The organism is Dactylosporangium sp. NPDC005555 (assembly GCF_040605635.1).
GTDB lineage: Bacteria > Actinomycetota > Actinomycetes > Mycobacteriales > Micromonosporaceae > Dactylosporangium.
The window spans coordinates 56,057-81,316 of sequence record NZ_JBEXDG010000028.1; the positions used below are offsets into that span (position 1 = coordinate 56,057).

At 73.2% G+C, this 25,260-nt stretch carries 23 protein-coding genes and 1 pseudogene; 12 read left to right on the forward strand and 12 right to left on the reverse strand.

The window, feature by feature from the left end:
* Positions 1-186: 186 nt before the first annotated feature.
* Positions 187-789, reverse strand: a complete 603-nt coding sequence (locus tag ABZS58_RS28605) for a TetR/AcrR family transcriptional regulator (protein WP_354786312.1) — start codon at positions 787-789, stop codon at positions 187-189.
* A gap of 56 nt (positions 790-845) precedes the next feature.
* Between ABZS58_RS28605 and ABZS58_RS28610 the strand changes: the two genes are divergently transcribed.
* The 3 genes from ABZS58_RS28610 (at position 846) to ABZS58_RS28620 (ending at position 4,001) form a co-directional block, all read left to right on the forward strand.
* Entirely contained in the window at positions 846-1,721 is an 876-nt protein-coding gene (locus tag ABZS58_RS28610; protein ID WP_354786313.1) for an alpha/beta fold hydrolase, read from the forward strand.
* 11 nt (positions 1,722-1,732) lie between these two features.
* Positions 1,733-3,136: an LPXTG cell wall anchor domain-containing protein gene (locus tag ABZS58_RS28615; protein WP_354786314.1), complete on the forward strand. Its 1,404-nt coding sequence runs from the start codon at positions 1,733-1,735 to the stop codon at positions 3,134-3,136.
* Positions 3,137-3,197: 61 nt separating this feature from the next.
* Positions 3,198-4,001, forward strand: a complete 804-nt coding sequence (locus ABZS58_RS28620; protein WP_354786315.1) for an SDR family oxidoreductase — start codon at positions 3,198-3,200, stop codon at positions 3,999-4,001.
* On the opposite strand, the gene ABZS58_RS28625 is transcribed toward ABZS58_RS28620, so the two are convergent.
* The 4 genes from ABZS58_RS28625 to ABZS58_RS28640 form a co-directional block, all read right to left on the reverse strand.
* The gene (locus ABZS58_RS28625; protein ID WP_354786316.1) at positions 3,998-4,165 is read right to left on the reverse strand and encodes a hypothetical protein; all 168 of its coding nucleotides are present in this window, start codon (positions 4,163-4,165) and stop codon (positions 3,998-4,000) included. The two genes, ABZS58_RS28620 and ABZS58_RS28625, sit on opposite strands and share 4 nt — an antisense overlap.
* Before the next feature lie 67 nt (positions 4,166-4,232).
* Complete coding sequence (locus ABZS58_RS28630) at positions 4,233-4,616, reverse strand: hypothetical protein (protein WP_354786317.1); 384 nt, start codon at positions 4,614-4,616, stop codon at positions 4,233-4,235.
* Positions 4,617-4,846: 230 nt separating this feature from the next.
* A complete protein-coding gene (locus tag ABZS58_RS28635) occupies positions 4,847-5,683 on the reverse strand; it encodes an alpha/beta hydrolase (protein WP_354786318.1) in 837 nt (278 codons plus the stop codon).
* A gap of 107 nt (positions 5,684-5,790) precedes the next feature.
* Positions 5,791-6,453, reverse strand: a complete 663-nt coding sequence (locus ABZS58_RS28640; RefSeq protein ID WP_354786319.1) for a tyrosine-protein phosphatase — start codon at positions 6,451-6,453, stop codon at positions 5,791-5,793.
* Between the two features lie 64 nt (positions 6,454-6,517).
* Here ABZS58_RS28640 and ABZS58_RS28645 point away from each other — a divergent pair, with 64 nt between their 5' ends.
* Complete coding sequence (locus ABZS58_RS28645; RefSeq protein ID WP_354786320.1) at positions 6,518-7,279, forward strand: phosphotransferase; 762 nt, start codon at positions 6,518-6,520, stop codon at positions 7,277-7,279.
* A 362-nt stretch (positions 7,280-7,641) separates the two neighbouring features.
* Positions 7,642-9,510 (forward strand): ABC transporter ATP-binding protein, encoded by a 1,869-nt coding sequence (locus ABZS58_RS28650; protein ID WP_354786321.1) that lies wholly within the window; start codon positions 7,642-7,644, stop codon positions 9,508-9,510.
* Between the two features lie 161 nt (positions 9,511-9,671).
* On the opposite strand, the gene ABZS58_RS28655 is transcribed toward ABZS58_RS28650, so the two are convergent.
* On the reverse strand, positions 9,672-11,276 hold the full coding sequence (locus ABZS58_RS28655) for an amidohydrolase family protein (RefSeq protein WP_354786322.1): 1,605 nt from the start codon (positions 11,274-11,276) through the stop codon (positions 9,672-9,674).
* A 98-nt stretch (positions 11,277-11,374) separates the two neighbouring features.
* Here ABZS58_RS28655 and ABZS58_RS28660 point away from each other — a divergent pair, with 98 nt between their 5' ends.
* From ABZS58_RS28660 to ABZS58_RS28675, 4 genes are read left to right on the forward strand one after another with little or no spacing between them, the layout of a single operon-like run.
* Complete coding sequence (locus ABZS58_RS28660) at positions 11,375-12,910, forward strand: phenylacetate--CoA ligase family protein (protein WP_354786323.1); 1,536 nt, start codon at positions 11,375-11,377, stop codon at positions 12,908-12,910.
* A complete protein-coding gene (locus tag ABZS58_RS28665; protein ID WP_354786324.1) occupies positions 12,907-13,362 on the forward strand; it encodes a DUF4188 domain-containing protein in 456 nt (151 codons plus the stop codon). Before ABZS58_RS28660 ends, ABZS58_RS28665 begins: the two co-directional genes overlap by 4 nt.
* Positions 13,359-14,432 (forward strand): hypothetical protein, encoded by a 1,074-nt coding sequence (locus ABZS58_RS28670; RefSeq protein ID WP_354786325.1) that lies wholly within the window; start codon positions 13,359-13,361, stop codon positions 14,430-14,432. Before ABZS58_RS28665 ends, ABZS58_RS28670 begins: the two co-directional genes overlap by 4 nt.
* The gene (locus tag ABZS58_RS28675) at positions 14,429-15,391 is read left to right on the forward strand and encodes a hypothetical protein (RefSeq protein WP_354786326.1); all 963 of its coding nucleotides are present in this window, start codon (positions 14,429-14,431) and stop codon (positions 15,389-15,391) included. Before ABZS58_RS28670 ends, ABZS58_RS28675 begins: the two co-directional genes overlap by 4 nt.
* Positions 15,392-15,446: 55 nt before the next feature.
* Here the strand turns inward: ABZS58_RS28675 and ABZS58_RS28680 are convergent, their stop codons facing one another.
* Entirely contained in the window at positions 15,447-15,587 is a 141-nt protein-coding gene (locus ABZS58_RS28680) for a hypothetical protein (RefSeq protein ID WP_354786327.1), read from the reverse strand.
* Positions 15,588-15,762: 175 nt separating this feature from the next.
* On the opposite strand from ABZS58_RS28680, the pseudogene ABZS58_RS28685 reads away from it, so the two are divergent.
* The 3 genes and pseudogenes from ABZS58_RS28685 (at position 15,763) to ABZS58_RS28695 (ending at position 19,865) form a co-directional block, all read left to right on the forward strand.
* Positions 15,763-17,348, forward strand: a pseudogene (locus ABZS58_RS28685) (ABC transporter ATP-binding protein).
* The gene (locus tag ABZS58_RS28690; protein ID WP_354786328.1) at positions 17,345-19,048 is read left to right on the forward strand and encodes an ABC transporter ATP-binding protein; all 1,704 of its coding nucleotides are present in this window, start codon (positions 17,345-17,347) and stop codon (positions 19,046-19,048) included. Before ABZS58_RS28685 ends, ABZS58_RS28690 begins: the two are co-directional and overlap by 4 nt.
* A gap of 85 nt (positions 19,049-19,133) precedes the next feature.
* The gene (locus ABZS58_RS28695; RefSeq protein WP_354786329.1) at positions 19,134-19,865 is read left to right on the forward strand and encodes a hypothetical protein; all 732 of its coding nucleotides are present in this window, start codon (positions 19,134-19,136) and stop codon (positions 19,863-19,865) included.
* 71 nt (positions 19,866-19,936) lie between these two features.
* Here the strand turns inward: ABZS58_RS28695 and ABZS58_RS28700 are convergent, their stop codons facing one another.
* Genes ABZS58_RS28700 through phnC form a run of 5 tightly spaced genes read right to left on the reverse strand, consistent with a single transcriptional unit; the run spans position 19,937 to position 25,257 of the window.
* Positions 19,937-20,950 (reverse strand): zinc-binding dehydrogenase, encoded by a 1,014-nt coding sequence (locus ABZS58_RS28700; RefSeq protein ID WP_354786330.1) that lies wholly within the window; start codon positions 20,948-20,950, stop codon positions 19,937-19,939.
* Position 20,951: 1 nt separating this feature from the next.
* Entirely contained in the window at positions 20,952-21,620 is a 669-nt protein-coding gene (locus ABZS58_RS28705) for an HAD family hydrolase (RefSeq protein WP_354786331.1), read from the reverse strand.
* Between the two features lie 15 nt (positions 21,621-21,635).
* A complete protein-coding gene (locus ABZS58_RS28710) occupies positions 21,636-22,763 on the reverse strand; it encodes a TIGR03364 family FAD-dependent oxidoreductase (RefSeq protein WP_354786332.1) in 1,128 nt (375 codons plus the stop codon).
* Positions 22,760-24,481 carry a phosphonate ABC transporter, permease protein PhnE gene (gene phnE / locus ABZS58_RS28715; RefSeq protein WP_354786333.1) on the reverse strand — a complete coding sequence of 574 codons (1,722 nt, stop codon included), beginning with the start codon at positions 24,479-24,481 and terminating at the stop codon, positions 22,760-22,762. Before phnE ends, ABZS58_RS28710 begins: the two co-directional genes overlap by 4 nt.
* Positions 24,478-25,257 carry a phosphonate ABC transporter ATP-binding protein gene (gene phnC / locus ABZS58_RS28720; protein ID WP_354786334.1) on the reverse strand — a complete coding sequence of 260 codons (780 nt, stop codon included), beginning with the start codon at positions 25,255-25,257 and terminating at the stop codon, positions 24,478-24,480. The genes phnE and phnC overlap by 4 nt, the downstream gene beginning before the upstream one ends.
* Between the last annotated feature and the right edge of the window lie 3 nt (positions 25,258-25,260).

The window sequence follows — 25,260 nt, forward strand, 5'->3', positions numbered from 1 at the left end:
CCTCAGCGGGAGGGATCGCGGCGGACGCCGCCGGTCATCTCGATAACCTAACAAGCGCTTGGTTTTTATATCTTGGCGAGGGCCGACCAGCGTGTCAAGAACACGAGCGCAGCACGGACGTAACAGAACCGTCAAAACTCGACGAGCGCCGCGGGGCTCCCCGCGGCGCTCGTGGCAGCGCTGCCGCTATACCGCCAGGGAGTCGATGAGCCGGTCGAGGACGGCGCCGATCTCCTGACGGGCCCGGACCGGGTCCTCGGCCTGCGCCAGATAGAGGGCCGCCTCGTCGAGGGCACCGATGAGCACGTGCGACAGCGGCTCGGGCGGCTGCTCCGCGATCCTGCCCACCGAGATGGCGAAGCCGACCAGGCTCTGCACCAGGCCCATCCCGTGCCGGAGGCTGATCTCGCGCCAGCGCGCCCAGCCGAGCACCGAGGGTGCCTCGATGAGCACGATGCGCTGCACCTCGGGCTCGGCGCACGCGTCCAGCCAGACCCCCGCACCGAGCCGCATGAGCGCGATCGGGTCGGTGAGGCCACTGGCCCCGACGGTGTCGTCGATGCGCCGGGTCATGTCGGTCTCGACCAGCTCGAACACCGCGGCGAACAGGTCGGTCTTGTCGGCGAACTGGTGATACATCGCGCCGCGGGTCACACCGGCGGCGCGGACGATCGCCTCGGTGCCCACGCCGGCGAAGCCGGACTCGGCGAAGAGCGGCCTGGCCGCCTGGATGAGCGCAGCCCGGGTCGCCTCCGAACGCTGCTCCTGGGTTCGGCGATTGCTTTTCATACAGGCAGTACGTATGTTTGTGGTGCCATACCGTGAAGATACCGCGAGGAGGCGCCATGCCCGCCGTCGACATCCCGCAGGGCCGCATCGCATACCGCGTCGCCGGGCCGCAGGACAGCACCCTGCCCCCGGTCGTCCTCGTCCACGGCCTGCTCGTCGACGCCTCGCTGTGGACCGCCACCGCCTCGGCACTCGCGGACCGAGGCATCCGCAGCTACGCGCCGGACCTGCCGCTCGGCGCGCACCGCATCCCCTGGCCCGCCGGCACCGACCTGAGCCCGCGCGGCATCGCCCACCTGCTCGGCTCGTTCATCGCCGAGCTCGGCCTCACCGACGTCACCCTCGTCGGCAACGACACCGGCGGCGCCCTCTGCCAGTTCCTCGTCGACACCGACCACAGCCGCATCGGTCGCCTCGTCCTCACCAACTGCGACGCGTTCGACCAGTTCCCGCCCGCGCCGATCGACCTGCTCGTCAAGGCCGGCCGCAGCCCGGCCCGGCTGCGCGTCCTCGCCGCGGCGGTGCGGGTGAAGGCCCTGCGCCACTCGATCGCCGGCTACGGCGGCCTGGCCCGCGATCCCCTCGACGCGGCACTCACCGCGACCTGGGTCGCCCCGCTGCGGGCCGACGCCGCGATCCGCCGCGACGCCGCCGCGTTCCTGCGCGGCATCTCCCCCACGGACCTGCTCGACGTCTCGACCCGCCTGCACACCTTCGGCAGACCGGTCCGCCTGGTCTGGGGCACCGGCGACCGCTTCTTCAAGCTCAGCCTCGCCCACCGCCTGCGCGACGCCTTCCCCGACGCCACCCTCGTCGAGCTGCCCGGCGCCCGCACCTTCATCCCCCTCGACGAGCCGCGGCGGCTCGCCGAGGAGATCGCCCTCGCCGGAGCGGCACGGCACGGGACAACGCAACGATCATCAGACTGCTAGCTTCACCGTCCGTGACCTTCAAACGTACGAGAGCTCTGGGGCTGACGGTGCTGTCCCTAGCGGTCGGGGGACCCGTGCTCATCGCTGCCCCGGCATACGCCGCAACCACCTTGACGGGGGCCGGCACCGCCTGGCTGACCCCCGCGATGACCGCGGACTCCCCCGGCCGGATCGGGCGGACGACCGTCGCCGCCGGCAGCGCCGCGGACCTGGCCGGCCTCACCGCCGAGTTCGACACCACCGGCCTCGGCACCGCGGTCGTCGCAACGCCCCCGGCGGACTGCACGACCGCGGGGAAGAAGATCACCTGCCCGCTGCACGACCAGCCGTCGACCTCGTGGATCGAGGCCACGGTCGACCTGGTCTACCGGGCCGGCCCGGGTGCCGCCGCAGCCGCCGGGACCAAGCTCAGCGTGCCCGTCCGGGTCACCGGCCCGAACGCCGGGCCGCTCACGGGGACCGCCACCGTGCTCGTCATCCACGGCGCGGACCCCGTCCCCACCCGGGCCCAGGTGCAGCTGCAGGGCAGGTCCCGCAGCCCGGTGCCGCTGCCGGTGTCGTTCACCAACTGGGGCGACCGGCCCCTCGACGGCTTCTGGGTGCGGGTCAACGGCCACAACGCGTGGACCAGCGGGACGACCCCGTCCGCCGGCTGCGAGCTGATCTCGACCGGTGAGCCGCCGTCGGTGCGCTGCCGCGTGGACACCCGCGTCGAGGCCGGCGGCAAGTACGACGGACCGCCGATCTCCATCCCCATGATGGCCGTCAGCGGCACCCAGAACTTCACCCTCTGGGCGGAGCCGTTCACGAAGCCGGAGCCCGCCAACAGCTACGACTACTCGGCCAGCACCATCGATGTGCACCTGACCAGCAGCATCCCCACCGACCTCGCGGTCGAGGGCGCCACGGTCTCCGGCGAGACGGGACAGACCGTTTCCTTCACGGTCACGGTCCGCAACCTCGGCCCGGCCGACCTGCCCACGGGCAGCCGCGACGGCGATCCGCTGTGGCTGGTGGTGGAGGTGCCGGCGGGCACGACCCCAACGGTCTTCCCACCGGGGTGCGGCGGGGAAGAACAGCCGAAGGTCACGTACCGCTGCTGGATCGCGCCGCTGGCCAATGGCAGGTCGGCCACCTACACGTTTGGCGTCACCATCAACACGAAGATCGCCGACGCGACCGGGAAGATCACTTACGAGCCGTACGAGCTCGGGGACTTCGCCGACCCCAACCCGGCCAACAACGCCGCCACCGTGGTCGTGAACCCGACCCCGCACCTGCCGGCCACCGGCGATCGCATCGCGTGGACCGCCGCCGGTGGTGTCGCAACGGTCGTAGCCGGCGCGGTCCTGCTGCTGTGGGCCCGTCGCCGCCGCACCGTCGTGCTCGTCGCCGGCGAGGACGAGATCGCCTGACGCTCCTGCCCGGGTCGGCCGACGCGGCCGACCCGGGCCCGGGCGGTTGTATGGTGCAGCGATGCAACGCACCGCGCTGGTCACCGGAGCATCGTCGGGCATCGGGCAGGCGACCGCCGCCGCGCTGGTCGCGCGCGGGTTCCGGGTCCTCGGCACCAGCCGCCACCCATCCGCCCTCCGCGAGGATCAGCGGCCGGACGGCGTCGGGTTCCTGCCGCTCGACCTGGGCGACGACGCGTCGATCGAGGCCCTCGCCGCGGCCGCCGGGCCGGTCGACGTCCTGGTCAACAACGCCGGGGAGAGCCAGAACGGCCCCCTCGAAGACCTGCCCCTCGACGCGCTGCGCCGGCTGTTCCAGGTCAACGTGCTCGGCCCGGTCCGGCTCGCCCAGTTGCTGCTGCCGGGCATGCGCGAGCGGCGGTTCGGCCGGGTGGTGATGGTCGGCTCGATGCTCGCGTCGTTCCCCCTCGCGTACCGCTCGTCGTACGTCGCGTCGAAGGCGGCGTTGAAGGGGTTCAGCGACGGGGCCCGGCACGAGTACACGCCGTTCGGCGTGTGGCTGACGACCGTGGAGCCCGGGTCGATCAGCACCGGGATCAGCGAGCGGCGGACCAGGTACGTCGCCGACGACTCACCGCACAAGGCGGACTTCGAGCGGATGCTGGCCGCCCTCGACCGCAACGAGCGGGCGGGCGCGCCGGCGTCGCGGGTCGCCGCGACGATCGTCAAGGCGATCGAGGCGCCCCGGCCCAAGCCGTTCTACGCCGTCGGCAGCAACGCACCGGTCGTCTTCCCGCTGCGCCGCCTCCTGCCGCAGTCCCTGATCTCGAAGGCCACCCACCGCCGCCACGACCTGCCGCGTTAGCGCACGTCCGGCAGCACCTCGCGGGCGAGGCGCTCGATCTGCCCGTCGCGGTCCGGGCCGGACACCTTGAAGTTCAGCACGGTGAAGCCGATCATCCTGAGCGCCCGCAGGCGGTCGGCGAGCGTCTCGTCGGTCGGGCTGACCTCGACGTTCTGACGCGGCACCCACGCCTCCGGGGCGACCAGGACTGGCCGCCGCAGGCGCGGTGAGCGCGCCCCGCGGCGGGATCCGTCACAGACCGGGCACGGTCTTGTGGTTGAGGTAGGCGACGACGCGCATCGATGTGCCGTCCTCGTGCAGCAGGTACGACGAGGAGAGCTCGGCGGGGTCACCGCCGGTGCGGCTCGGGGCCGACCATCCGGTGCGGACCAGCAGGTAGTGCTCGTCAAGGCGGAGCTGGTCGGCGCTGGTGAGCCGAGCGGGGCCGTAGCCGGCGGCGGCGAACAGCTGAGCCCTGCGGGGCAGTGTCGCGAAGAAATCCGCCCGGGAGACCGGGCGTGCGCCGCTCGCGTCGGCGAACAGGAACGGGTCGGCGAACAGGTCGGCACTGCCTGCGCCGGTGAGCGCGGTCAGGAACGCGTGGACGTCCGGCGCCGCGTCGGTGGGAGTCGTCATGGGTGTCCTCTCGAAGGCGTGGACCCACCGTAGACGCAACCAGCGCTTATCATATCATAGTCGGACATAAATATCCAGTACCGTTCGGCCGGACTCAGGTCACCCGTGCGGTGCCGGCCCCGCCGTAATCGCCCGCTTGGTGCCAGCATCCGCGACACGGCGGCGGCCGATCTCCGTCACATCGCCTGAGCCGTCCTAGGATACTGGGTCAGAGGCCGGGGACGGCCCGTTCAGCGGGCGAGGAACTGCAGCAGCGCGTCGTTGAAGGCGCGGGCGTGGGTGACGTTGCAGCCGTGCGGGGCGCCCGGGATGACCACGAGCTGACTGCCCGGGATGGCCGCGTGGGTACGCGCACCCGAGCCCTCGAACGGCACGGTGGCGTCGCCGTCGCCGTGCAGTACCAGCGCCGGCACCGTCACCCGGGTCAGGTCCTCGCGGAAGTCGGTGCAGCCGAACGCTGTCATGCACTCCAGCGCCGGCACCTTCCCCGCCTGGCGGCACATCGCGAGGGCCTCCTGCCGCTCCTGCTCGCTGACCTGCAGCACCCCGTCGACGGAGTAGAACCCGGTGATGAAGTCCTCGTAGAAGGCGTCCTTGTTCGCGGTCAGCGACGCGGTCATCCTGGCGGCCTGCGAGGCGTGCAGCGGACCGTCGGGATTGCCCGGCATGTGCATCATGTACGGCGTCACCGCCGCCGCGAACACCGCACTGCGGACCCGTTCGGGGCCGTACGTCGCCAGGTACCGGGCCACTTCGCCGCCGCCCATCGAGAACCCGACCAGGGTCACGTTCCGCAGATCCAGCTCGACGAGCAGCGAGTGGAGGTCCTCGGCGAGGGTGTCGTAGCCGTACCCGGTCAACGGCTTGTCACTGCGCCCGAAACCGCGCCGGTCGTAGGTAACGGGCCGGTACCCGGCGGCGAGCAGCACCGGCAGCTGCGGCGCCCAGGACTCCCCCGTCAGCGGCCATCCGTGGATCAGCACCACCGGCCGGCCCGTGCCGCCGGGATCGTCGACGTGCAGCTTCGTGTCCTTCAACAGCCCCTGATGCGTGATGATCTCGGTCATGTCCGACCTGTTCCCACCCCGCGACCGTTGACACGCCAGCGCGCTGAACCGCACCTCAGGGCGTTCCCGGTCCGATCGCGGCGCCCGGGCCGCGGTCGTGGTCCGGATCAGCCGCGGAGCCGGGTCCTGAGCGCGGCGAGCCGGGCCGGTGACAGGCCGTGCGCGAGGAGGTAGCCGTCGGCGCCGGACCAGCGCTCGTCGACGAGGTCGAGCATCGCCAGGATCGCCTCCGGCTCGCACTCCCCCGGCGACTCCCAGCACACCGACGAGAACGCGTAGTCCGCCGCGATGACGTCATCGGCGACGCCCGCGACCCGCAGCAGCAGCGCGACGAGCATGCCGGTGCGGTCCTGCCCCGCCTGACAGTGCACGAGGACCGCACCGGGCGGCGCATCGGCGACGGCGGCAACCGCGTCGACGACCCGCCGAGCGTCACCGGCGATGCGGCAGCGGTACAGGTCGCCGATCTCCGCCAGATCGGACAACTCGTCGGCGGGGTCGTCGTCCGGGTCGGTGAACGGCACGAGCCGGTACATCGGATCCTCGGCGAGCACGTTCGGCCGCAGCGTCGCCTCGTCGGCGCACCGCAGGTCGATGATCCGGGTGACCCCGTAGGCCCGCAGCGCCGCGACCCCGTCGCCGGTGAGCGCGTGCGGCGAGTCGGCGCGCACCACTGCCCCATGCCGCACCGCACCGCCGTCCCGGGTCGGCAACCCCCCGAGATCCCGCGCGTTGCGCAGCCCGGCCCATTCCAGCGCGGCGAACTCCATCGAGCAAGCGTAAGGAACACCGCGGCCGGGATTTTCTGTCGTACCCCTGTGCTTGAGTGTCGGCATGAGTGAGACGCCCCGGCATCGTGCGACGCAGGCATTGCGCGAGCACGCGCCCGAGCTGGCCGGCGGTGCCGTCGTCGAGCTGGGGCACGGGCTGGACAACACGGCGTTCCAGGCCGGCGGCCTCGTCGTGCGGGTGGCCGTGGACGGGCGCGGGGTGGTGTGGGAGGCGAGGCTGCTCGAGGTCGTGGCGGCGCGGGTGTCCGTCCCGGTGCCGGTGGTCCGGTTCGCGGTGGAGGACGTCCTCGCCTATCCGATGCTGCCCGGGCGGCCGTTGCTGGGCCGGCAGGCGCCGCCCGGGACGGCGGGCACATTGGGGCGGTTTCTGCGGGAGCTGCACGCGATCGACGTGGCGGAGCTTGACGTGCCGGTCGAGCCGGCCGATCCCGCGGAGTGGCTGGAGGACCTCGACGGGCCGGCGGAGCTGCTGCGGATCCTGCGGCAGACCGTGCCCGCGCCGGTCGACGCGGTCGTGCTGGCCCATGCCGACCTCGGCGCGGAGCACATCCTGGAGCACGACGGCGAGGTCACGGGGGTCATCGACTGGTCCGACGCGGCCGTCACCGATCCCGCGCTGGACTTCGCCCGGTTGCTCCGCGACTTCGGGCCGGACTTCCTCGCGCAGGTGCGCGATGCGTATGGCGAGATCCCGGACATGGCACGGATCGAGTTCTTCGCGCGGTGTGCGGCGCTGGAGGACCTCGCGCACGGCGGTGAGCACGCGAGGGCGGCGGAGCGCAGCCTGCGCCGGCTGTTCCCGTAGGTGCCCGCCGTTCGGCGCGGGCGCCCGCAATCGAGCGGCGTAGGTGCTCGCCATCGGCGCAGGCGCCCACAACTGGGCGGCGTGGATGCTCGCCATCGGCGCGGGCGCCCACAACTGGGCGGCGTAGGTGCCCGCTATCGGCTCGGACGCCGCACTGGCGGCGTGGGTGTCGGCTCGGGCGCCGCAGTTGGACGGCATGGGTGTCGGCTCGGGCGACCACAATGGGGCGGCGGTGAAGCGTGGCCTGGCATAGCCTCGCGGGGAAGGGCACGACCATCCGGCACGGAGAAGGAGATCGATCATGAGGACAACCGGCGGCTACCTCGGTCTCCCGTCCGACTCCTTCGCCGGAAAGGCACTTCGTGCTCAGTCTCTTCGAGAACGCCGCTGACCCCTTCCCCACCAGCGACACCAGCACACCCGCCGCCGACGTCCGGCGGTTCCTCCTGCGGGAGCTGCGGCCGTTGCGGCCCGTCGTCGTGGCGGCCGTCGCCACGACCGTCGTGTGCGCCGCGATCGAGGTGTGGCTCATAGGGTATGCCGGGCGCCTGGTCGACACGCTCGCCACCACCAGGCCGGACACGCTGTGGGCCCGGCACGGCGCCGAGCTGGTCGCCGTGGCCGTGCTGGTGCTGCTGGTCCGGCCGTTGCTCAGCCTGGTCAGTGAGGCCCTGGACGACATCACGTTCCGGGCCAACGCGCGGCCGCTCGCGAGGTGGCGGGCGCACCGGCACGTGTCGCGGCAGTCCGTCGGGTGGTTCCGTGCCGACCTCGCCGGGCGGATCGCCAGCTGGGTCCGCGACGGCGGGGACGCCGCCAGCACCGCCGCGTATTCGGTGATCCACACGCTGGTGTTCGTCGTCGCGTACATCGCCGGCTCGGTGTGGGTGATGGCCGCGATCGACCCGCGGCTGCTGCTGACCCTGATCGCCTGGATCATCGCGTACGGGCTGCTGATGCGTTGGGCGGTGCCGCGCTACCGGCGGGCGTCGGAGCGGCTGCAGGAAGCGGAGTCGACGCTGACCGGGCTGCTCGTCGACTCGTACGCCAACGTCGACACGCTCGCGCTGCTCGGCGGTCAGGGCGCCCGGACCGAGCACGACCGGCGGGTGTTCGCACGAGCCAGGCGGGCGCACCTGGACCTGCAGCGGGTCGAGGTGACGATCAACGGCACCATGCTCGCGCTGGGCAGCGCGCTGCTCGTCGGTCTCGTCGGGCACGGGATCGTGCTGTGGCGCACCGACGCAGCACCGCTGGGCCTGGTCGCGGCGGCACTGGCGCTCAGTTTCCGGATCAACGCGATGGCGGAATGGCTGCTGGATGCCGTGTCGTCGCTGTTCGGGGCGGTCGGCGCGCTCCGGCGGGCGCTGCGGACGATCGCGCAGCCCCTGGCCGTCGCCGACCGGCCGGACGCCGCCGAGCTGCGGGTCTCCGCCGGCGCCATCAGCTTCCGCGAGGTCAGCCACCACTACGGCCGCGGCGAGGGCGGGCTGGACCGGCTGAGCCTCGACATCGCCGCGGGTGAGCGGGTCGGCGTCGTCGGCCGGTCCGGGGCGGGCAAGTCGACGCTGGTGAGCCTGCTGCTGCGGTTCTACGACGCGGAGGCGGGCACGATCACCATCGACGGCACGAGCATCACGGACGTGACGCAGGAGAGCCTGCGCGCGCAGATCGCCATGGTCGCCCAGGACGCCACCCTGCTGCACCGGTCGATCCGCGAGAACATCGCGGGCACCGGAACCGGCACCGGAACCGGCAACTGCGGCGGTGACAACGGCGACGACGTCGACGTCGAGGCGGCGTTGCGCCGGGCGTCGGCCGACGGGTTCGTCGCCGCCCTGCGCGACGCGGACGGCCGGACCGGGCTGGACGCGCACGTCGGCGAGCGGGGCGTGCGGCTGTCCGGCGGTCAGCGGCAGCGGGTCGCCCTCGCCCGCGCGTTCCACCGCGACGCGCCGATCCTGGTCCTCGACGAGGCCACGTCCGCGCTCGACTCCGAGGCGGAGGCCGCCATCCACGACACGCTCGGCGAGGTGATGCAGGGCCGGACGGTGATCGCGATCGCGCACCGCCTGTCCACGATCGCCCGCATGGACCGCATCGTGGTCCTCGACGCCGGCCGGATCGTCGAGCAGGGCACCCACGCCGAGCTCCTCGACCGCGGCGGCCTGTACGCGGACCTATGGTCCCGGCAGTCGGGCGGCTTCATCGGCACCACAGCCGGCGCCTGAGCCCTCCATGATCAGGCCGCGACGGCTGAGCTCAGCGTCATGATCAGGCCACGACGGCTGAAGTCGGCGTCATCAGGCCCGACGGCTGAGGCCGGCGTCATGACCAGGCCCGATGGCTGAGGTCGGCGTCCGCGAGGCCGACCGGCGCAGGAAGGGGCGCGCTAAACGGCGGCGGGCCAGACCCGGCGCCCGGCGATCCAGGTCTGCGTGACGCGGGTGCCCGCACGGAACGGGTCGCCGTCGCAGATCGCCAGGTCGGCGGTCTCCCCCGGCGCCAGCCCGCCGGCACCAGGGGCGCCGAGCGACGCGGCCGCCGTCACCGTCAGGGCCCGGACGGCCTCCGACGGGGTGAGCGCCTGTCCGGGCTGGATCGTGCGGTGCACGGCGTGCCGCAGGTTGCCGAGCGGGTCGAGGGGTCCGGCCGGGTGGTCGGAGGCCAGGGTCAGCGGGACGCCCGCGTCCAGGAGCCGCCGGCCGCCCAGCACGGTCAGGAAGCGGTCGGTGCCGCCGTCGACGATCTGCGGGCCGAAGGTGGTGAGGAACCCCGGCTGGAACGTCGCCCACGCCCCGCTCGCCGCCACCAGGTCGACGGTCGAGGCGTCGAGGAGCACAAGGTGGTCGATGACGGCCGAACCCGGAGCAGCACCCACGGCACGCAACGCCGAAGCCGCCTGACGGACCGCGAGGTTCCCGAGGGCGTGCATGCGTGGCCGCAGTCCCGCGGCGAGATAGCGTTCCAGGAGGTCGGCGAGCTCGCGGTCCGTGTAGCGCAGATACTCCAGGTGCAGCTGCTTCCCGTGCACCGCCGACTTCCGCCGCAACGCGTCGCGCAGCGGACCCGGGTGCCGGGCCGTGACGGTCTCCCGCACGGCCTGCCACGTGAGCCGGCCGAGCGCGCGGGCCGGCAGGCACACCGCGCACCGGTCGCCGCCGTCGAGGAACAGCTTCGCCTCCCGCCCGCTCGCCCCGTAGTCGCCGTCGGGCGCCGCCGCCGGTCCCTCCAGGGGGCTCAGCAGCCCGGCGGCGGCACCGACGGCCCACGACAGCCGGGGGGCCTCGGCGGCCGCCAGGCGCAGCATCCGCTCGTGATGCTGCGGCGCCACGTAGGCCTCGTGCGCGTGCGTGATGCCGAGCGACAGGCACCGGTCCAGCGCCAGCCGGGTCAACGCGGCAGGGTCGCCGGGAGCGGACGCCAGGGCTCGGGCCAGGGCCTCGCCGTACGCCTGCTCCCAGATCTCACCGGTCGGCCGGCCCCGCCGGTCGCGGGTGACGTCACCCGCCCGGGCGCGCAGCGTCGTGATGCCGAGGGCGCGAAGCGCCTGCGTGGAGACCGCGCCGCGGTGGACGTCGACGCCGCTGACCAGTATCTGACGGCCGGGCGCGACCGTGTCGAGCTCGGCGGCGGTCGGCAGGCGGCGCTGCGGCCACCGGAACGGCCGCGCGTTCCAGACCAGCAGCCACGGCGCGTCCGGGGAGGCCCGTGCGGCGGCGCCGATCGCGGCGAGCGCCTGGCGCAGGTCGGTCCAGGCGGTGCCGTCGACGCCGAGAGTCTGCCAACCGACAACGCCCGCGTGCAGGTGAGTGTCGACGAACCCGGGCAGGATGTGGCAACCTGCGAGGTCGATCATGGTGGCGGCCGGCGGTGCCGGCGTGTCCTGCGCACCGGTGGCGGTGATCGTGCCGCCGGTGACCAGCAGCCAGCCAGGCTGCGGGGTGCAGGTCGGGCCGGCCCAGATCGTCGCTCCGGTCATGAGTGTCCCGGCCATGTGCAAACAATACTTACCCGGATGCGAGTACGACGGCTCAGGCGCCCGGGCGGGGCGGGAGCCGAGGATGGGACGGTCGAGGAGGAAGGGAACCTGTCGTGACGTTCGTGCGGCAATGGGTGCTTCGGGTCAGCAGCTGGGGACTGACCTGGCTGTACGCGATCTACCGGGTGCATCCGGCGGTGTGGCGGCTGATGGCCCGCAACTACCGGCCGTGGATGGCCCGGTTCGCGCGCCTGCACGCGTGGATGACGTGCCAGTTCGCCGCGATCGACGTGCCCGCGTACGGTGACTTCCTGGCCCGCAACGGCTGGCGGTTCCGCTGGTTCGACCTGACGTCCTACCCGCCGACCGCGAAGCTGACCTACGTGAAGGCCTACACGGAGGAGCAGCGCTGCTGGCACGGCAGGATCGAGATCAACGGCAGTGTCGTCGACGAGTCGTCGGGCTCGTCCGGGCAGCCGTACAACTGGATCCGCAGCCGCAAGGAACTGCGCACGGTGCACAAGAACCTCGCCGGTTACACGACGCTCGTCTACCCGTCGCAGCGCCGCTTCGTGATCAACGCCTACTCGATGGGCGCGTGGGCGACCGGCACGAACACGGGCATCGCCATGGCCCGGGTCGCGATGGTGAAGAACACCGGCCCGGACCTCGACAAGATCATCGACACGCTGCGGCACTTCGGGCCCGGGTTCGACTACATCATCACCGCGTACCCGCCGTTCCTGAAGCACCTGCTGGACAAGCTGGACTCGATCGGGTTCGACTGGGCGCCGTACAAGCTGAGCGCGCTGGTCGGCGGCGAGGGCATGACCGAGGCGCTGCGCGACTACCTGGAGCAGCGCTTCACGAAGGTCCGCTCCGGTTACGGCGCCAGCGACCTGACGATCGGTATGGGCGGCGAGACCGACCTGACCGTGTGGCTGCGCCGCCGCCTGCGCACCGACCAGCGGCTCCGCAACGCGCTGCTCGGACCCGACGAGCACCGGCTGCCGATGATCTTCCAGTACAACCCGCTCGAGACCTACCTGGAGACGACGCAGGACAGCGAGATCCTCTGCACCATCAACACCACGGCCGTGCTCAACCCGAAGGTGCGGTACAACATCGGCGACGAGGGCAAGCTGCTGTCCTACGACGACCTGATGGCGATCGTGCGCACCGACCCGGCCGCGGCGCAGGAGGCGAAGCGGGCGTTCGAGGGCGACCGGATGCGGTTGCCGCTGCTGTTCCTGTACGGGCGCAAGGACAGCACGATCTCCTACATGGGCGCGAACATCTACCCGCAGGACGTCGAGAACGGCCTGTACGACGGCAACCCTCACGCGCACCAGATCCAGGGCTTCTGCCTGACCCTGGAGGAGACCGCCGACCTGGAGAGCCGCCCGGTCGTGCACGTGCAGCTCCGCGAAGCGGTACAGCTGTCCTCCACGGAAGCGCTCGCCGACGTGTGCCGGCGCGGGCTGGTCCGCTACCTCGCCGAGGTGAGCCGCGACTTCGCCGAGTCCCTCGCCGAGGACCCGACCGCCGCCGACGTGCGCGTCCGCGTCCACGACTACGGCGACGGCCCGTTCGCGGCCAGCAACGGAAAGATCAAGAACGTCTATCTGGCAAGGAGTGCCGCCGCATGAGGACGACCGACTTCTCGAAGGTGCCGCCGGTCGGGCAGGCGACCGCGATGTTCGTCGGCGCCACCCGCTACCGCGGACCGCACTCCATCTTCATCCTGTCCTTCACCTGGTACAAGATGGTGCGCCAGATGAAGCGGCTGCCCGGGTACTGCTGGCACACCGTCTACTGGCAGTGGCCCTTCACGCTCGGCACGATCGCGTTCTTCCGCGACCGGGACGCGCTGCTGCAGTTCGCGCGGACCAAGCACCACCGCGACCTCATGTGCTGGATCACCGACAACGGCACCCGCAACGCGACCGGCGGCTACATCCGGCTCTACAACGCCGAGGACAGCGGCTACACCAACGGCGTGTGGCGGGCGGAGGGCAACACGATGGCACACATCGACTCGTACACGCCGCTGTCGCGGGAGACCGAGGGCCCGTCCGTGCACAGGGCGCCCTCGTCGTGACCGTCCACATCGCACCGGTGACGGACCGGGCCGGGCTGCGCGCCTTCTGCGACCTGCCGTTGCGGCTGCACCCGCGGGACAGGTACGTGCCGCTCGCCGACTCGGTCATCGCCGGGTTCAAGGACGTCGAACTGTTCCTGGCCCGCGACGCGTCCGGTGCCGTGGTCGGGCGGACCTGCCTGCACCGCAGCGCCGTCTTCGACGCGAAGCTCGGCCGGCGGCACCAACTGTTCGGCCTCACCGAGTTCGCCTCCCCGGCGGCCGCGGCCGCGGTGTTCGAGTTCGCCGCGAGCCGCGGCCGTGACACGGAGGTGCTGTTCGGGCCGGTCGGCCTGCTGCCCAACCAGACCGGCGGGGTCATCACGTCCGGCTTCTCCGAGCGCGGGTTCATCGACTCGGCCTGGAACCCCGCGTCTTATCCCGCCGCGTACGAGCAGCACGGCTTCACGCGCCGGTTCGAGGCCGACACGTGGATCTGCGACGTGCCATCCACTGTGGACTTCCCGTTCGACGACGCTCGTATCGCGGCCGAGAAGCTCGTCGTGCGGCACGGGTCCCGGCGCCGGTTCGCCGCGCAGCTGCCGATCCTGCGGGAGATGCTCAACGCGTCCTTCGCGCAGCTCGGCTACTACACCGAGATCTCCGCCGGCGAGCTCGCCGCGCAGACCGACGGACTCGCGTATCTCCTCGACGAGGCGCTGCTGCTGTGGCTGGAGAAGGACGGCCGGCCGGTCGCGTTCGTCGTCACCGTCCCCGACGTGTCCGAGTTCTTCATGAAGGTCGGCGGCCGGCTCGGCGTGCTCAACCAGCTCCGCCTGCTCGCCACCCGCCGCCGCTACCGCCGCGACGCCGTGCTCATCATCAAGGGCACCGTCCCCGGCGAGCAGGGCCGCGGCTATCTCACGCTGCTGTCCCGGGAGCTGCACCGCGGGCTGCGCGCCGGCGGATACCGGACCCTGCGCAGCACGTACGTGGAACGCGACAACCCCGCGTCGGCGGCGCAGTACGTCCGCCTCGGCGGCCGCCCGCTGCACGGCTACACCTTCTACGAACGGGGCATCGCCGGATGAGCTGGGTCACCGAGTTCCGTGCCCTGGAGGACGACTGCCGCCGTGCGCCGAGCGCGCACAACACGCAGCCCTGGACGCTGCGGTACGGCGACGACGACATCCGCGTGCACTGGGACCCGGCGCGGTCGCTGCCGGACTCGGACCCGACGCGCCGCGACCTGTTCCTGTCGCTGGGCGCCTTCATCGAGACCTGCCTGATCGTCGCCGCCGGCGCGGGCCTGCCGGTCTCCTGTGATGTCGCCGTGGACCAGGCCTCGCTGCGCGCCGCCCGGCTCGTCCCTGCCCCGGCCGTCTACGACACCCCGTTCACCCTCGCGTCGGTGCGGCAGCGCGGCTGCGCCCGCGGCGGCTACGCACCGGGCGTGCTCGACGCCGGGACCCTCACCGCCCTGACCGCGCTCGGCGCCGACCTGCGCCAGGTCCCCAGCCGCTCCCTCGTCGGCCCGCTGGCGTCGGCGGACCGCTGGATGTTCGGCACCCCCGAGGTCGTCGCCGAGCTCCGCGAGTGGATGCGCCTGTCGCCGCGGCATCCGCGGTACGCCCTGGACGGCCTCACCGACAAGGCCATGGCCATGTCCCGCGTCGAGGCCGCCGGCCTGGCCGCGATGATCGCCCCGCGCGCCTACCGCGTCACCCGCCACCTCGGCACCCCGGCGCTGCTGGCCGCCGCGTCGAAGGGCCTGCTGCGGTACGACGGCAGCGTCCTCGTCCTGGTCGGCAGCGCCGTCACCCCGGAGTCGGTCATCGAACACGGCCGTGCCCTGGTCCGCGTGTGGCTCGCCCTGTCGGAGCGCGGCCTCGCCGTCCACCCGCTGAGCCAGCTCCTGGACTGCACCGCCACCGGCACGGCGCTCGCCGCGACGCTGGACCTCGCCCCGGACGAGTCCCCCCTCGCCGTGTTCCGCACCGGTCGCCCGCTGCGGCCCGCCCCCCGCTCCGCCCGCATCCCGGCCCGGTAGCCCGCACCGCCAGCCCCGCACCGCCAGCCCCGCACCGGCACGCAGCCCGGTGCCGTCAGTCGGACCGCAGTCCGAGCAGGCTGTGCAGGATGACGCCGGCGGGCAGGTCGCCGCAGCCGGGCTCCTGCGCCACCAGCGCGACCAGCTCGGCCCGCAGGTCCACGGCCGGCTCGCCGAGCACGATCGCGCTCAGCACGAGCTGAGCACCTGCGGACCCCGGGCGGTTCGCGCTCGGCTGAGCCCGGACAGGCGAAATGGGGGCGACCGCCGGGCGGGATTCGAGGCAGCATGGGAGCGTGCAGACACGGGGCGCTGGTCGATATCTGATGTGGCTGGGGTGGCAGGTCAGGGGGAGGGTCACGCTCGGAGCGATGTTCGGGTCGCTGTGGTACATGAGCATGGCGTTCACGCCGTTCCTTTTCTCGCAGGCGATCGACCGGGGGCTGCAGTCGCGGCGGCCCGGGGCGCTCGCCGGCTGGGCGGGGGCGGTGCTGGTCGTCGGGGTGGCGACCGCCGCGCTGGGGATCATGCGGCACAGGAGCATGACGAAGCTGCGGATGAGCGCCGCGCTGCACACCGCCGACCTGGTCATGACGCACGCGACGCGGCTCGGGGCGGCGCTGCCCCGGCAGGTCACCGCCGGTGAGATCGTAACCATCGGGATCTCCGACGTGTGGACGATCGGGCGGGCGATGAACGTCGGCGGTGTCGGGGTGGCCTCGATGCTGGCGTATGCGGTGGTCGCGGTCCTGTTGTCGCGCACGTCGGCGACGCTCGCGGTGGTCGTGCTGGCCGGGGTGCCGGTGCTCGTGCTGATCGTCGGTCCGCTGCTGCGCCGCACCCAGCGGGCCGGGCTGCGCTACCGCGACCGCCAGGGCGACCTCAACGCGCGGCTCGTCGACGTGCTCGGCGGGTTGCGCATCCTCAACGGGCTCGGCGGCAAGGAGACCTACCTCGGCCGGTACCGGCGCGAATCACAGGACCTGCGGGACCAGGGCTACCGGGTCGGCGGCCCGTCGAGCTGGATCGGGGCGCTCGGCGGCGGGCTGCCCACGGTGTTCCTCGCAGTGGTCGTCTGGCTGGCCGCGCGGCAGGCCGCCGCCGGGGACCTCACCGTCGGGGAGCTCGTCGCGGTCTACGGGTACACCGCGATGCTCGTCGTGCCCGTCGACATGCTGATCTTCTGCGGGTTCGACGTCACGCGGGGACTGGTCGCCGCGCGGCGGGTCGTCGACTTCCTGCGGCTGCCGGCCGAGGATCCCGCCGGTGCCGCCGCGCCCGCCGGACCGGCCGTCCTGCACGACCCGGACTCCGGGGTCGTCGTCGAGCCGGGCCGGATGACCGCGCTCGCCGGGGCACGCCCCGAGGAGGCCGCCGCGGTGATCGACAGGCTCGGCCGGTACGGGCGGACCGCCGCGACCTGGGACGGGCAACGGCTCTCGGAGATCGCGCGGGACGAGGTGCGGGCCCGGATCCTCGTCGCCGAGCACGACGCGGACCTCTTCGCCGGGCCGCTGCGCGACGTCGTCGCCGGACCGCACGACCCCGACGACGACCTGGTCGCCACCGCGATCCGCACCGCCGTCGCGCACGACGTGGCCGCCGACCTCGGCCGGCCCGTGGAGTGGGGCGGGCGGAACCTGTCCGGCGGGCAGCGGCAGCGGGTCCGGCTCGCCCGTGCCGTCCACGCCGACCCGGAGCTGCTGCTGGTCGTCGAGCCGACGTCGGCGGTCGACGCACACACCGAGGCGGCGATCGCGGAGCGGTTCACCGCCGCCCGGGCCGGCCGCGGCACCGTCGTGGCCACCACGTCGCCGGTCCTGCTCGACCACGCCGACGCGTCGTGCACTACCTCGTCGACGGTCACGTCGCCGCGACCGGTACGCACCGGGCGCTGCTGGCCGAGCAACCCGGCTACCGGGCGCTGGTCACGAGGGCGTTCGGGGAGGACGCATGAGTGCGCTTCCCATCGCGGACCAGCGCCTGGTCGGGCGGGCCGCGCTCCGGCTGCTCGCCGCCGACCGCCGGTCCGTCGCCGCGGTCCTCGCGCTCAACTCGCTCGCCGCCGTCGCCGGCCTCGGCGCACCATGGCTGGTGGGCCGGATCATCGACACCGTCGCCGTCGGCGGCGGGCAGATCGACCGGCTGGCCCTCGCCGTCATCGCGTGCGCCGTCGCGCAGACGCTGCTCACCCGGCTCGCCCTCGGCATCGCGTACCGGTTCGGCGAACGCACCGCGTGCCGCATCCGCGAGGACTTCCTCGGGCGTGCCCTCGCCCTGCCGGCCGCCGTCGTCGAACGCGTGCCCGCCGGTGACCTCACCGCGCGCGGCACCACCGACGTCGACGCCGTCGCGTCCACGCTCCGCGACGTCCTGCCCAGCATGGCGATCGGCGCGGTGCAGATCGTGTTCATCGGCTCCGCGGTGGTACTGCTGAACCCGCTGCTCGGTGCGGTCGGCGTCCTCGGCCTGTCCGGCATCTGGTTCGTGACCAGGTGGTACCTGCGGCGGGCGCGGACCGCGTACCTCGCCGAGGGTGCCGCGAACTCGGTCCTCGCCGACGAACTGACGGCGACGACCACCGGCGCCCGCACGATCGAGGCCTTCGCCCTGCGGGACCGCCGCCTCGCCGCCGGACACGCCGCGATCACCGAGACCCGCCGCACCCGCATGGCCACCCTCGCGCTGCGGACCGTGTTCTTCCCCGTCGTGGAGACGTCGTACGCGGTGCCCGGCGTGCTGGTGCTGCTGCTCGGCGGCATGCTGTACATCGACGGCCGGGTCAGCCTCGGCACCGTCGTGGCTGCCGTGCTCTTCCTGCGGCAGCTGGTCGGCCCGCTCGACAGCATCCTGATCTGGATCGAGCAGCTGCAGAGCAGCGGCGCCTCCTTCGCCCGCGTCGAGGGCCTCGCCGCGATCCCGCCGTCCGACTCCGCACATTCAGGCGCGCCGGAGGACGACCGCATCGAGGTGCGTGGCGTGCGGTACGCGTACCAACGCGGCGATGACGTCCTGCACGACGTCGACCTGACGATCCGCCCCGGCGAGCGGCTCGCGATCGTCGGGCTCTCCGGCGCCGGGAAATCGACGCTGGGCATGCTCATCGCCGGCGTCGACCGGCCGACCGCGGGCACGGTGACCGTCGGCGGCGTGCCGATCGCCTCGCTGCCGCCGGACGAGCTGCGCCGCCAGGTCGTGCTCGTCACGCAGGAGCACCACGTCTTCCGCGAGTCCCTGCGCGACAACCTGATCGTGCCCGCCCCCGACGAGGACCTCCGCGAGGCACTGAAGACCGTCGGCGCCGACTGGGCCGACGACCTGGACCGCGACCTGGCCCAGCACCCGCTCGACGGCGCCCAGGCACAACAGGTCGCGTTGGCCCGGGTGGTGCTGGCGGACCCGCACACCGTCATCCTGGACGAGGCGACGGCGCTGCTGGACCCGACGGCCGCCCGCACCGCGGAACGGGCCCTGGCCGCCGTCCTGCACGAGCGCACGGTCATCGCGATCGCCCACCGCCTGCAGACCGCCCACGACGCGGACCGGGTCGCGGTCATGGACGACGGCCGGATCATCGAGCTCGGCACCCACGACGCGCTGGTCGCGGCCGGCGGCCCCTACGCCGCCCTGTGGCATTCCTGGCACGACGGTGTGTGACCGCGGCCCCGCCGATGCTGGAACGGGCCGATCGCACGCGCGGTCGGCGGTGCGGCTGACGGCAGCCGACGAGGAAGGGCCTGACATGGAAGTACCTCAGCTGCGGGCCGCACCCACGCAGGATGACGCCGACCCGGACGCGGTCCTCAGGCTGCTGCGCGCGAAGCGCCGCACCCGCGGCCGGCGGCGTATCGCCGTCTCGGCCGCCGTGGTCGTGGCCGTCCTGCTGGTGCCGATCGGCTGGTTCGCCACGCGCGGGAGGCCGGACGGCGATGCGCCGATGGCCGCCGCGGACGCGTGCATCCCCATGCCGCTGGACGACCGGATGCGGCAGGTGCTCGAGCTCGGGGCGTCGGTCGTCGTGGCCGGCGGCAGGCTGACCGGGCGGATCGGCCCCGACGGCCCGTACCACCACGAGATGACGCTGACCGCTGTGCGTACCCTCGCCGGACCGGCCATCCCCGACGGCACCGAGGTATGGGTCGACACACCGCAGGGGCCGCGGGGGAAACGCGACAACATCGCGTGGGGCAACCCGGGGCCGCTCTGGGGGCCCGGCGGCGCCCTGTTCGGGTTCGTGTTCCCGCAGGCGGCGGTGAACTCTCCCCTCGGCGTGACGGTCATCCAGTCGCCGGTCGTGGACCAGCAGGTGATCTTCGGCATCTCCGGTGGTTGCTGGGACGTACGGTCGGCCGGGGGCACACCGTTCCACGGCCCGCTGACGGAGATCCCCGGCAGCGGCACCTACGCACGGGCCGCCGAAGCCGGTTTCACCGCCCTGCCCCTGACCACCGTGGAGCGGCTCCTCCCCCGGTGACCCGGACGGGAGCACGACGGGCAGGCCATGCGTTCGGACTCGGCGAACGAGGGCCCGCCGCCGTGCGAGGTCTACGACGGGTCGACCGCCTGGCGCAGCGCCGACGAGTGGGCCGCCGACCCGAACGCGCGGTCGAGGTCGGCGAGGCCGAAGTGGTCGCCGACGAGGTCCGCGAACGGGAACCGGTCGTGGGCGGCGGTCAGGAACGCGACGGCCTGATGGAGGTGCTCGGGGCGGTAGTTGTGCACGCCGGTGACGGTCAGCAGGTTCCGTACGATCCGCTCCGGCGAGACCGTGACCGCCGGGCCCGGGGAGACCGAGCCGGCGAGGACGGCGTGGCCGCCGACGTCCAGGGCGGACAGGCAGGTTTCGACCGCGGTCGCGGCGCCGGACAGTTCGAAGGCGACGTCGACGCCGGTCGGCAGCGCAGAGGAAACAGCGCCGAAGCGGAGCGCCAGTGCGCGCCGGGCGGGGGACGGGTCGCAGACCGTGACCTCGGCGCCGGCCGAGGAGGCCATCGCGGCCGCGGTGACGCCGAGCAAGCCGGCGCCGGTGACGAGGACGCGGCGGCCGGCCAGGGGCGGCACGGCGGCCAGCATCGCGGCGACCGTCGCGGTCGCGCACGACGCCGGCGCCGCCACGACGGCGGGCAGGTCCTCCGGGACGGGCACGATCGTCGTCCCGGCGGGCAGCACCGCATGGGTGGCGAACCCGCCGCTCAGCGTCCAGCCGTCCAGCAGCGACTCGTGGCCGAACTTGCGCAGCCGTTCGCATTTCTGCTCGATGCCGCCGGTACAGCGGGAGCAGACGCCGCACGAGACCGTCACCGACCACACGACCCGGTCGCCGACCCGGACCGGCGCACCGGGTCCCGTGGCGACGACGCGGCCGACCTGCTCGTGGCCGAGGACGGTCGGTGTCGGGGCGGGGCGGTGGCCGGCGACGGTGTGCAGGTCGCTGCCGCAGATCGTGGCCAGCTCGACCCGGACCAGCACCTCCCCCGCGGACAGGTCGGCAGGGACGTCGGTGGTGACGAGCTGGAACGGCGAGCCGACGCCGTCCCAGCGCGCGTACCGGACGGACACGTCAGTGCTGGGCGTCGATGAGCGCCGGGAGCTCGACGACGCTGCCGAGGACGGCGTGCGCGCCGGCGGCCAGCAGCGCCGACGAGGGGCGGCCGCCGGTCAGGACGCCGACGACGAGACCGGCACCGGCGGCGGCACCTGACGCGGCGTCGGACTCGGTGTCGCCGACGACGACCAGGGCGCCGACGGAGCGGGCCCCGGTGCGCAGCAGCGCGGTCAGCGGCAGGTCGGGCGCCGGGCGGCCGCGGCCCGCGTCGGCGGGGGTGAGCACCGCGTCGGCCAGGTCGCGCCAGCCGAGGGCGGCGACGACGGCGTCGGCGGTGGCCCGGCCGAAGCCGGTGGTGAAGACGAAGTGCAGGCCGCGTTCGCGCAGTTCGCGGACCGTCTGCTCGGCGCCGGGGACGGGCTCGCACCGGCCCTCGTCGACGAGTTGGCCGTATGCGTCCTCGAAGGCCTGGTTGAGCCGCTGCGCCGTCGCCTCGTCGGCGATGGCCCGGAAGACCTCGATCTTGGACTGGCCCATGGTCACCCGGACGTGCTCCAGGGCGGCGTCGCGGCCCGGGTCGCCGGGCAGCACCCGCTCGAAGGCCCGCTCGAACGCCTGCTCGACCAGGCCGTCGTCGACGACGGTCGTCCCGGCGAGGTCCAGCACCACGGTCTCGAATCGCATGTTCAAACGTCCTGTCTAGGAGAAGAGGTCGGCGATGATCGCGTCGCCGAGGCCGAGGCCGGTGGTCATGCCGATGCCGGTGGTGACCGACACGACCCGCACCCCGTCCGCCGGCGCGGCGACGAGGAACTCCTGCGGCGCCGACGCGTAGACGCCCTGCCACCGCTGCAGGACCGGCAGCCGGTCCACGCCGAACAGCTCGCGGGTGACGCCGGCCAGCGCGTCGAACGACGACTCCGCCTGGAACGGTGCGATCGCGCTGCCGCGGTAGTGCGTGTCGCCGACGACGAGCGTCCCGTCGGGGCGTTGGGTGTACATCTGGTTGAGGTCCAGGGCGTACAGGTCGGGGCGTTCGGCGCGGAGCCGCTCGCGCAGGGCGGCGGCGGCCGGGGTGGCGTTGCTGCCGGAGTACCGCAGCAGCGACCAGCCCGTCATGAGCGGGGCGCGCAGCGGCGCCGGCAGGGCGGCCGGTGCGACGAGGAGCATGTCCAGGCCGCACCTCACCACTTCGGCCGCCTCGGCGACGTCCGGGTAGAGCTGGTCGACGTCGTGGCCGACCGCGACGACGACGGCGGCGGCGCGGATCGGGCCGCGCGACGTGTGCAGCACGCCGCCGTCGACGCCGAGCGCCGAGGTCCGCCACCGGAAGCCGACACCGGCGTCGGCCAGGTGCCGGGCCAGTGCGGGTGCCGCCTGCCGCGGGTCGACCTGCAGGTCCCGGGGCAGCCAGCCGCCGCCGACCGCGCCCGTCACCGGCGCCCGGTCGGTCACCTCGGCCGGGCGCAGCATGGTGATGCCCGGCTCGGTGTCGCGCCACTGCTCCAGGACGGCCAGTTCGTCGGCGGCCCGGGCGACGACGACGGTCCCGGACTCGCTGGCCCAGAAGCCGGCCCGCCGCGCGTAGCGCAGCCACAGCTCCCGGGACCGCTCCGCGTATTCGCGCGCCTGACCGGTCTGCGCCGTGATGCAGGCGTGCCCGAAGTTGCGCACGCTCGCCCCGTGGACGCCGGTGGCCCGCTCGACGACGACCACCCGCAGGCCCCGCTCGTGCGCGGCGGCGGCGTGGCCGAGCCCGACGATCCCGGCGCCGACGACGGCCAGGTCGTAGGCGCCGGTGCCGTCCTGCGCAGTGCCGCCGCTCACCGCAGCGCCCGGCGGATGACGGCGGAGATCGCCTCGATGACGAGCACGACGGCCACGAGGATGATGACGAACGCGGTGACCTGGTCGTAGCGGGACACCCGGGTGGCGTCGACCAGGTAGTAGCCGATGCCGCCGGCCGCGACGATGCCGAGCACCGTCGCCGAGCGGATGTTCGAGTCGAACAGGTACAGCGTGTGCCCGACGAACGCGGGCACGCTCAGCCGCGCGGTCGAGGAGAAGAACACCTGCGTCCGGGTCGCGCCGACGGAGCGGACGGCGACCTGCGGGCCGAGCGCCGCCTCTTCGAGGGAGTCGGCGATGAGCTTGCCGAGCAGGCCGACGCCGACGACCGCGAGGGCGATGGTGCCGGCCTGCGGACCGAGCCCGGTGATGATGATCAGCACGATGGCCAGGATGAGCTCCGGGATCGAGCGGATGATCAGCAGGAACAGCCGGGCGACCGCGCGGACGACGCCGTTGGGCGCCGCGTTGCGGGCCGCGAGTGGCCCGATGATCAGCGAGAGCACGGCGCTGATCAGGGTCGCCGCCGCCGCGATCTCCAGGGTGACGAGCAGGGCGTCGAAGACGTTCGTCCAGGTGCGCGGCTCGATCGACGGCGGCCACGTCCGCTCGACGAGGAACGGGATCTGGCCCCAGAAGCTGAACAGGTCCAGCCACTTCGCCTCCGACCCGATGACCGCGGCCACGACGACCACGACCGTCGCGACGAGCGCCGCCGTGGATTTGACGCGGTCGCCGTTCCAGGGGCGGCGCATCGCGGCTCGGACGGCCGCCGCACGGTCCCCTTCAGCGGGCCCGGCGAGGGATGTACCGGTGCCGGCCGGGCGGGGCAGGCGGCGGGCGATGCGGGAGCCGAGGCTGCGCCCGGTCGGCGCCGCGCCGAGCAGCTGGGCCCGGATCACCGTCGACACGATCTCGAACAGCACGCACAGGGAGAAGATGACCAGCGCGAACGCCATCGCCGAGTGGTAGTTCAGCGACTCCAGCGCGATGCGCAGGTCGTAGCCGAGGCCGATGATGCCGGCGTACCCGAGCAGGACCGAGCCGCGCAGGTTGATGTCACTGCGATGCAGCGTGGTCGCGATCCACGACGGCAGCACCTGCGGGAAGACGCCGGACCAGAACTCCTGTGCCCGGGACGCGCCGGTCGCGCGGATCGCCTGCCGCGGGCCCTCGTCGATCTGCTCGATGGCGTCGGCGAAGAGCTTGGAGATCATGCCGATCGAGTGCAGGGCGATGGCGAGGATGCCCGGCAGCGACCCGAGCGTGAACAGCAGCACGAACAGCATCGCGAGGACGACGTCCGGCACGGCCCGGGCCACGACGCCGATCGCGCGGCCGATCGGCACGAGCCACGGCGCCGGGCTGGTGTTGCGGGCCGAGACGTACGCGATCGGTAGCGACAGCAGCGCCGACAGCACGGTGCCGCAGAGCACGACGCCGAGGGTGACGCCGATCGAACGCCACAGCTCCGCCGCCGGGGGGAACTCCAGCGGCAGCATCCGGTCCAGGAACGGACCGACCTTGTCGGCGCTCTCGGTGAACGCCTCGGCGGTGAACCCGATCTCGCTGAGCGACCAGACCGCGAATGCGAACACCGCGAACAGCAGCCCGGCCGCGACGAGCTTGGACGGGGCCGGCGGCGGGCGCCTGACGACCCGCTCCAGGTCGACAGTGGGCATCTCGGGGGCGCTCACTGCACCTCCGCCAGCGACGCCGTCATCCGGCCGTAGATGCGCATCGCCGTCTCGCGGGTCAGGCCGGCGGCCGGCGTGTCGAGCACGACGCCGCCGCTGCGCATGCCCACGATGCGCTGCCCCCAGACGAGCGCGAGCTCGACCTGGTGCAGGCTGCAGACCACCGTCAGCCTGTCCTCCGCGGCGATGTCGCGCAGCAGCGCCATCACCTGGTCGCTGGACTCCGGGTCCAGCGACGCGACCGGCTCGTCGGCGAGCAGGATCTCGGGCCGCTGCATCAGCGCCCGGGCGATCGCGACCCGCTGCTGCTGGCCGCCGGAGAGCGTGTCCGCCCGCTGGTACGCCTTGTCCAGCAGGCCGACCCGGTCGAGCTGGGTGAGTGCCAGCCGGCGCTGCTCCCGCGGATAGGACGCGATGCCGATCCGCGGGCCGCGCAGGCCGGCGAGCGCGCCGGTGAGGACGTTCTCCAGGACCGTCAGCCGGCCCACCAGATGGAACTGCTGGAAGACCATGCCGATGCGGCCGCGCAGCCGGCGCAGCTCACGGCCGCGCAGGCGGGTGAGGTCCTCGCCGAGGACGCTGATGTCGCCGGTGGTCGGCGTCTCCAGCCCGTTCATGTGCCGCAGGAGGGTCGTCTTGCCCGAGCCGGACAGCCCGAGCAGGACGACGATCTCACCGCGGGTGACCGTCAGCGACACGTCCCGCAGCGCGGTGACCTGCCCATAGGTCTTGCTGAGCCCGTGCACCTCGACCGCGGGCGTGTCGCTGACAGTCATCGT